8 protein-coding genes are annotated in these 8091 nt (G+C 73.3%); 3 read left to right on the forward strand and 5 right to left on the reverse strand.

Going from position 1 to position 8091, the window contains the following annotated elements:
* Together JF597_RS52075 and JF597_RS52080 are read right to left on the reverse strand one after the other, a co-directional pair.
* Positions 1-836, reverse strand: an 836-nt coding sequence (locus tag JF597_RS52075) for an ATP-binding cassette domain-containing protein (protein ID WP_294013789.1), incomplete at its 3' end; no start/stop codon positions are given.
* A 92-nt stretch (positions 837-928) separates the two neighbouring features.
* Positions 929-1738, reverse strand: coding sequence for a hypothetical protein (locus JF597_RS52080; protein ID WP_294013791.1), 810 nt, complete (start codon positions 1736-1738; stop codon positions 929-931).
* Between the two features lie 441 nt (positions 1739-2179).
* Between JF597_RS52080 and JF597_RS52085 the strand changes: the two genes are divergently transcribed.
* On the forward strand, positions 2180-2593 hold the full coding sequence (locus JF597_RS52085; protein ID WP_294013794.1) for a VOC family protein: 414 nt from the start codon (positions 2180-2182) through the stop codon (positions 2591-2593).
* A 25-nt stretch (positions 2594-2618) separates the two neighbouring features.
* On the opposite strand, the gene JF597_RS52090 is transcribed toward JF597_RS52085, so the two are convergent.
* The 3 genes from JF597_RS52090 to JF597_RS52100 form a co-directional block, all read right to left on the reverse strand.
* Entirely contained in the window at positions 2619-4007 is a 1389-nt protein-coding gene (locus JF597_RS52090; protein WP_294013797.1) for a hypothetical protein, read from the reverse strand.
* Positions 4008-4405: 398 nt separating this feature from the next.
* Positions 4406-5533, reverse strand: a complete 1128-nt coding sequence (locus JF597_RS52095) for an alpha/beta fold hydrolase (protein ID WP_294013799.1) — start codon at positions 5531-5533, stop codon at positions 4406-4408.
* A 92-nt stretch (positions 5534-5625) separates the two neighbouring features.
* Positions 5626-6360, reverse strand: a complete 735-nt coding sequence (locus tag JF597_RS52100; RefSeq protein ID WP_294013801.1) for a class II aldolase/adducin family protein — start codon at positions 6358-6360, stop codon at positions 5626-5628.
* 197 nt (positions 6361-6557) lie between these two features.
* On the opposite strand from JF597_RS52100, the gene JF597_RS52105 reads away from it, so the two are divergent.
* Together JF597_RS52105 and JF597_RS52110 are read left to right on the forward strand one after the other, a co-directional pair.
* Complete coding sequence (locus JF597_RS52105) at positions 6558-7316, forward strand: lysozyme (protein WP_294013803.1); 759 nt, start codon at positions 6558-6560, stop codon at positions 7314-7316.
* A gap of 144 nt (positions 7317-7460) precedes the next feature.
* The coding region (locus JF597_RS52110) for an inorganic phosphate transporter (RefSeq protein WP_294013806.1) at positions 7461-8091 on the forward strand (631 nt) is incomplete at its 3' end.

The raw sequence follows: 8091 nt of genomic DNA on the forward strand, positions 1-8091 counted from the left end.
GCGCGCATCTTGTCGGCCTGCGAGTGCAGCGCGGCGGCCTTCTTCTCGGCGTTGGCGCGCTCGCGCTTGCGGCGCTTCTCGTCGGCCTCGCGCTGCTGCTGGTAGAGCTTCCAGCCCATGTTGTAGACGTCGATCTGGGAGCGGTTGGCGTCCAGGTAGAAGACCTTGTTGACGACCGTCTCGACCAGGTCGACGTCGTGGGAGATCACGATGAAGCCGCCGCGGTAGGTCTTCAGGTAGTCGCGCAGCCAGACGATCGAGTCCGCGTCGAGGTGATTGGTCGGCTCGTCGAGCAGCAGCGTGTCCGCGTCGGAGAACAGGATGCGGGCCAGCTCGATACGGCGGCGCTGACCGCCGGAGAGCGTGTGCAGGGGCTGGCCGAGCACCCGGTCGGGCAGGTTGAGCGCGGCGGCGATGGTGGCGGCCTCGGCCTCGGCGGAGTATCCGCCCTTGGTGAGGAACTCGGTCTCCTGGCGCTCGTACTGCCTGAGCGCCTTCTCGCGGGTGGCGCCCTGGCCGTTGGCGATGCGCTGCTCGTTCTCGCGCATCTTGCGGATCAGGGCGTCCAGGCCGCGCGCGGAGAGGATGCGGTCGCGGGCGAGGACGTCGAGGTCGCCGGTGCGGGGGTCCTGCGGGAGGTAACCGACCTCGCCGGAGCGGGTGACGGTGCCCGCGGCGGGGATGCCGTCGCCGGCGAGGACCTTGGTGAGGGTGGTCTTGCCGGCACCGTTGCGGCCGACCAGGCCGATGCGGTCGCCCTTGGCGACGCGGAAGGTGGCGTTCTCGATGAGGACGCGCGCACCGGCGCGCAGCTCGATACCGGTTGCGGAGATCACGGACAGACTCCAGAGCGTACGGATAGTGACGGGTGGGCGGCTGAGGACGTTCCCGCCGTCTAATGCGCGAGGAGAATGGCCATGGGCCAAGTCTAACGGGGCGGCGCAAGCGCTTTTTCGGTGCGCGGGTGTTCGGGACGGCCCGCGCGGGGCGGTTCGTTGCCCAGCGGGGTGCGGTGCGGGGCGATTCCGCCCAGGTCGTCCACGGCGACGAGCTGCGCGGTCCAGGCTCCCCGCGCGCAGGGCTGCGCGACCAGCAGGGCATGGCCGTGACGTACGGCACGTTCGGGGCGGAAGGCGCAGCCCGCGCGGGCGGGCAGCACCCAGCGCAGGTCACCGTCGGCGGTGCGGTACGCGGCGATGCGGGACGGGGTGACGACCGCGAGGATGCCGCGGCCCAGGGGGCGCAGGACGCCGGCGCCGCCCCGGGCGCGCAGCCAGTCGGTCGCCGCGGGCAGGGCGCGGTGCCAGCGCACGGAGCGGCCGTCGGTGTCGGTGACCAGCCCGTCGTCCCAGACGGTGATCGCCTGCCCGCGCGTGGGCAGCACGCTGAGCGGGCGCCGGCCCGGGCGCGCGTACCTCCAGCGCAGGGTCCGGCCGTCGTACGCCTCGACGACGCCGCCACGCGCGCGTGCGGTGTGCGCGGGCGGGCCGGAGGTGAGGTGGTCGCCGTAGGGGGCGGGGCGGATCTGGTGGGCGAGGGCGAGGAGCCCGGCCGCGAGGAGCAGGGCGAGGGTGAGGGGCCGTCCTGCGGGTCCGCGGGCGGGGGGTGTCCTCGGGAGGGCACGCGCAGGCCGGTGCGGGAGGGTGGCCGGAGGCCGCTCCCGGCGGACCGTCGCGGACTGCTCCAGGAGGGCCTCGGCGTCGGGCGGCGCGGTCCTCCTGCGGTGCCGAACGGCCACTCCTTCCCTCGGCGCCCGGCCGGGCGTCCCTGTGCCACGGGTCAGGCGCAGAGCGTAGCCACGCCGGCGGCCGGCGGGCGGGCGTGACGCGGGGGCGGGACGGCACGTCGCCCGTTCGGGCGTCGGTCCGGTCATCGGCGCGAAGCGGCGGCGCGGATGCCTCAAGGTGGTGGGGGACGGGGCGAGCAGAGGGCGGTGTCCCGGGCTCATGTCGTGGCGCACGGGTACGGGCACCATGTGCAGGACCCGACGGGCGCGTTGAGCGGGTCACGGTCGAACCTGACCGGCGCCGGGAGCAGTTCGGTGCGGCCGGAGCCGGCGACGAGCGGCTGACCTGCAACGACGGTACAGGCCCGGGGCGTTGTCAGTGCCGGGTGCGAGACTGGGGACCAGGCCGGAACGACGGCTTTCGGGGGACCGACACACGAGGGAGTGATCGGGATGGCGGGCACGAGTGGCGGGCGGCCGAGCATCTATCCGTCGCTGCTGTACACGGACGCGAAGGCGGCGATCAAGCAGCTGACGGAGGCCTTCGGCTTCACCGAGCTGTCGGTGTACGAGGGCGAGGACGGCATGGTGCTCCACGCCGAGCTGGTGCAGGGCAACGGCGCGGTCATGCTGGGCTCCAGGGGCCGCGGCGGCCGGTTCGACGCGGCGATGGAGGGCGGCGGCCCGACCGGGGTGTACATCGTCGTGGACGACGTCGACGCACACCACCAGCGCGCCGTCGACCACGGCGCCGAGATCCTGATGCCCCCGACGGACCAGGACTACGGTTCGCGGGACTACATGGCCCGGGACGTCGAGGGCAACATCTGGAGCTTCGGTACGTACGCGCCGGAGATAGCCGGCTGATCGCGCATCGGCACTCCTGGGCCCCTCAGCCGCCGGTGTGCACCTGGAAGGCGGCCCGGCGGACGGCTTTGGCGAGTGCCGGGTCGGGGTGGGCGGCGGCGAGGGCGACCAGGACCTGCACGGTGCGCGGGTGGCCGACGGCGCGCACCTCGTCGAGCAGCGCGGGGACGGTGGGCTGCAGCGCCGACTCCAGGTGGCGGACGAGCAGCGGGGCCTCGCCGTGGTCGGCGACCGCGGCGGCCGTGTCGACCCAGAGCCAGGTGGCCTCCTCCCGGGTGAGCACCTCGTGGGCGTCCTCGGGGTCGACCCCGTCGTGCTCGGCCAGCCACAGCAGGGCGTACGGCCGCAGGGTCGGCTCGTCGACGACCGCGCGGACGTCCGGTTCGGCGGGGGCACCGACGACGCGCAGCGCCTCGAAGGCGAGCCCGCGCAGCAGGGCGTCCTCGCCGCGGGCGGCGTCGACGAGCTCGGTGACGGCGCTGCCGACGGGCCGGGCGGCAAGCCAGGCGCGGTACTCGGCGCGGGCCGCGTTGGGCCGCAGCTGGGCGCAGCCGCGCAGCATCTCCTCGGCGGCGACCTCGATGTTGCCGGCGGGGCTCTGCGCGGCGACGCAGATCTGCTCCAGCTTGACCCAGACCGCCCAGCTGCCCAGCGGGGTGAGGGTGGCCTGGCCGTCGCCGTAGGTCAGCGCGCCGACGGAGGCGAGGGCGTGCAGCGACCAGTCGAGGAGCGGGGCGAGCTCGGCCTCGTCGGCGGGGGCCGGGTCCTCGACTGGGGCGTGGTCCGCCGGGTCGGCGTCGGCGGAGCGCACGGCGGCGAGGGGTCTGGCGGTCCCGGTGCCGTTCTCCGTGTCGTAGGGGACCTCGCAGCGCTCGGTGCGCAGTTCGGTGACCCGCTGTCCCAGCAGGTCCAGAAGCTGCTCGACCGGGACGGGACCGGCGGACAGCTGGAGGAAGGAGAGCACCTGGGGCATGGCCGAGACGACTTCGGCGACGGCGGCGGGCTCGAACTCGGCGGGCTCCGGGTGGGCGAGCGACCAGGCGTCGAAGAGGGCGACCCAGCCGCGCAGCACGGCGCTGTCGTCACGGTCCCAGGCGCGCAGCCGCCAGCCGGGGCGCGCGCTGTCGCCGTGCACCTCGACCAGTCCGGCGAGGCGGGCGGTGTCCCAGTCGGCGCGGACCTGAGCGGCGGTCAGGCCCAGGTCGACGGACGCGCGTTCGGCGGACGCGTCGGAGAGGGTGGCCTTGCCGTCGGCGGTCGCGCCGTCGCTGCCCGGCCCGAGGGCGGCATCGGCCCAGTGGGCGACGCGGGCCGCGCCGGCCAGGCCGGAGCGTGCCATTCTGGCCAGCTCGGCGGGGGCCGGGGTGCCCTCGGGCGGGCGGGGTGCGGGGCGGCGCGCGGGCCGCTGGTTCATCGCTCGGGGGGCGGCGGCCAGGGGTCGCGTTCGGACGAGTCGAAGCCTTGAGTCGCGCGGGATACGGGACGTCACGGGTGCAGTCTTCCGGTTGACGGTCCGAAAACCCAAACGGAATGTCACGGCGGGCGACGGGGCTGGCCAACGCACGGGGTGCGAGGGGAGGCGAGGAGACATGTTCAGGCCAGTGGTACGGCGTTAAACGGAACCTCCGGGACCGGCCGGAATCGGGGTCTCCGGCTTGGGACGGGGAGAGGCCGGGGGCGCGGAGGGGAAGGGCCGACGGGTGCGGGAAGAATCACATCGGGGGTGTCGTGGGACGCCGGGCGCACTCGTCGGGGACCGCTCGTGCGGAGGGCGCCGGGGAGCGCGCGCCAGGGAGTGTGCGCCGGGGCGCGTCACATCAGGGGCGTGAGGAACCGGCGCAGCCGTTCCTCGTACTCGTCCGGGTCGGCGTTCCACATCGCGCCGTGCGGGGCGTCCGGGACCGTGTGCAGGGCCACCAGGTCGGGGCGCTGTTCGGCGAGCCTGCGGGAGAACACCCACGGGGCCACCGTGTCGTCCGGGCCGTGCACGATCAGGGTGGGCACGGTGAGCTGGTCCGGGTCGACGGGGTCGGCGGCGTGGTCGGCGTGCAGCCCGGCGCGGCCCTGGGCGGCGCGTACCGCGAGCGGCAGCAGGGGCTCGGGAGTGTGCCGGGCCTGGGCGAGGGCGCGCAGGGTGGCCTCCCAGCTGAGCACCGGGGAGTCCAGGACCAGCCCGGAGATGCGCTCGCGCAGTGCCGAGTGGGCGGCGGCGCGCAGCGCCATGGTGGCACCGGTGGACCAGCCGTGCAGGACGACGCGGCGGGCGCCGTAGCGGACGGCGTAGCGGATCGCCGCGTCCAGGTCGCGCCACTCGCTCTCGCCGAGGTGGTTCAGGCCGTCCGGGGGGCGCGGGGCGCCGAGGTCGCCGCGGTAGGCGAGGGCGAGGACCGGCAGGCGCCGGGCGTGCAGGGACGCCATGACGTTCATGGGGTGCTCGCGGGTGGTGCCGAGGCCGTGCACCGCGATCACCCAGGTGTCCCGGTGGCCGGGTACGAACCAGGCGGGCAGCGGGCCGAGTTCGCCGGGCAGGTCGATGTCGGCGTACTCCAGGCCCAGGGCCGCGCCCGGGTTGCCGACGTGGACGTTGGCGGTGAGCCAGGCCCGGTCGCCCGTCTCGAAGGTGCCGTGGGTCACCCGCTCCAGCCGCCGTACGACTGTGTCGGCGGTGGTCGCGGCGGACTCCAGGACGGCGCCGACGACCGCGTGCGAGCCGTCGCCGGCCAGACCGTAGGTGCCGGGGCGCAGCGAGGCGAGGTCGCGGGTGAGGATGATGCGGCCGGCCGCGGTGCCGTGCACGGTGAGCCGGGGTTCGGTGGGCAGGGGGCGGCCGGGCGGTGCCTTCAGCGCGGCGTCACTGGCGAACCGCCCCGCGGCCACGCCCGCCACACCGGCGGCGAGTACGGCACCGACGGCAGCGGCCGTGACTTTGACTGGGCGCACCTGTCCAGTGTCCGGGCGGACTCCGGTGTCGGCCAGTGGAGGAGGGAGAAATCGACGAAGCCACTGGATCCGCCTTCCCGCCCGGCCGGGGTTCACCCCTCCCGCTGCCCGTATCCCCTCAGCTTCTCCCCCACCTCCGCCACCTGGTCCGGGGAGAGCAGGCTCGGGGTCAGGCCGGGTACCGCTGACGCCGTCAGCCACACATGGCACATCCACTCCAGCTGGGCGGTGCGGTCGTAGGCCTGGGACAGGGTGGCGCCGTGGGTGATCGTGCCGTGGTTCTGGAGGAGGCAGCCGGAGCGGTCGGTCAGGGCGCGGAGCATGTTCTCGGCCAACTCGTCGGTGCCGTACGCCGCATACGGGGCAACCCGGACCGCGCCGCCGAGCGCGGCGGACATGTAGTGGATCGCCGGCAGCTCGGGGACGAGCGTCGAGACGGCCGTCGCGTGGACCGCGTGGGTGTGGACGACGGCTCCGGCGTCGGTGCTGCCGTAGATCGCGAGGTGCATCGGCAGTTCGCTGGTCGGAACAAGGGTGCCGAGGACCTGGCGGCCGGCGAGGTCCACGCCCGTCACGTCGTCCGGGGCGAGCCGGTCGTACGGGACGCCCGACGGCGTGACCAGCACGGTGTCGCCGACGCGGACCGAGACGTTGCCGGAGGTGCCGACGACCAGGCCGTCCGAGGCCGTGCGGCGGGCGGTGGCGACGAGTTCGAGCCAGGCGCTCGCCTCCTCCGCGCGTACGTCCCGCCTTCGCGGCTCCGACGCACCCGGTGCGCCGGCCCGTCCATCCCGTCCGCCACGCTCGTCCCGCCGCTGCTCAGCCATGGCCCGAATCCTGTCAGGCGCCGCCCCAACCGGCCTGCGCGGCCGGGCACTTTAGGCCGGGCGTCCCGAATCCAGTAGAGCGCAAACCATCACAAAGAGGTCTATTTCTTGGCTTGGCCGAAGATCGCCGATGATACGCCGATCTTCCAATAATCTCTGGACGATTTTTCGTACACGTCGCCATTCCGGGGGGAAACATGGCCCGTGACCGTATTCCACCGCCCCGCCGCTGCGTCCACGCCCTCGCGGCGTCCGTGGCGGCGCTCGGCCTCGCGGCGACCGCGACCGCGTTCGCCGGGACACCGGCGACCGCGGTGAGCCTGCCGAAGGGGCACGACGTCTCCTCGCACCAGAAGAACGTCGACTGGCCGGGTGCCCGGGCGGAGGGCGCCAGGTTCGTCTACATCAAGGCCACCGAGTCCACCACCTACCGCAACCCGTACTTCGACCAGCAGTACAACGGCTCCCGCCAGGCCGGGATCAGGCGGGGCGCGTACCATTTCGCCCTGCCGGACCAGTCGTCGGGCGCCCGGCAGGCCGCGTACTTCGTGAGCCACGGCGGCACCTGGACGGCGGACGGCTGGACGCTGCCGCCCGCACTGGACGTCGAGTACAACCCGTACGACAAGAAGCACCGGTGCTACGGGCTGAGCCCCTCCCGGATGGTCCGGTGGATCAGGTCCTTCAGTGACGAACTGAAGCGGGAGACCGGCCGGCGGCCGGTGATCTACACGACCACGAACTGGTGGAACCTCTGCACCGGCGGCAGCAGCGCGTTCGCCGCCGACCACGCGCTGTGGATCGCCCGCCACGGCTCGGCGGACGCCGGGGCGCTGCCGGCCGGATGGTCGTCGTGGACCTTCTGGCAGTACGACAACAGCGGCAGCCTGCCGGGTGACCAGAATCTCTTCAACGGGTCGGCGGGACGGCTGAAGTCGTTCGCCCTGGGTCACTGACCAAGCGGCGACTGGGTCGCCGGACCGGAAGCGGAATGGCGACCCTCCCTCATCGACACCCCCAAGCCCTCCTCAGTTCATCTGCCGTTCACCCAGGTTGCCTACGGTCCAACAGCCAACGACTTCGAAAGATTGCCTGGGTAAATGGAAAGCTTCTCGCTGATCCTCGCGATTGTGGTGGTTACCGCACTCGCGTTCGATTTCACGAACGGTTTCCACGACACCGCCAACGCGATGGCCACGACCATCTCGACCGGTGCACTCAAGCCCAAGATCGCGGTGGCCATGTCCGCCGCGCTCAACCTGGTGGGCGCCTTCCTCTCGGTGGAGGTCGCCAACACGATCTCCAAGGGTCTCGTCGACGAGAACGGCATTCGTCCCGAGGTCATCTTCGCCGCCCTCGTCGGCGCCATCCTCTGGAACCTGGTGACCTGGCTGGTGGGCCTGCCCTCCAGTTCCTCGCACGCCCTCATGGGCGGTCTGATCGGCGCCACCGTCGCCTCCGCCGGCTTCGGCGCGGTCCACGGCGACGTGCTCGTCACCAAGGTCCTGCTCCCGGCGGTCGCCGCCCCCGTCGTCGCCGGCCTCGCTGCGGCGCTCTCCACCCGCCTCTCCTACACGCTCTCCAAGAACGCCGAGGACGAGGCCACCCGCAAGGGCTACCGCGCCGGCCAGATCGCCTCCGCCGGCCTGGTCTCGCTCGCGCACGGCACCAACGACGCGCAGAAGACGATGGGCATCATCACCCTCGCGCTGATCGCGGGCGGTGCCATCG

The organism is Streptomyces sp. (assembly GCF_019510245.1).
GTDB lineage: Bacteria > Actinomycetota > Actinomycetes > Streptomycetales > Streptomycetaceae > Streptomyces.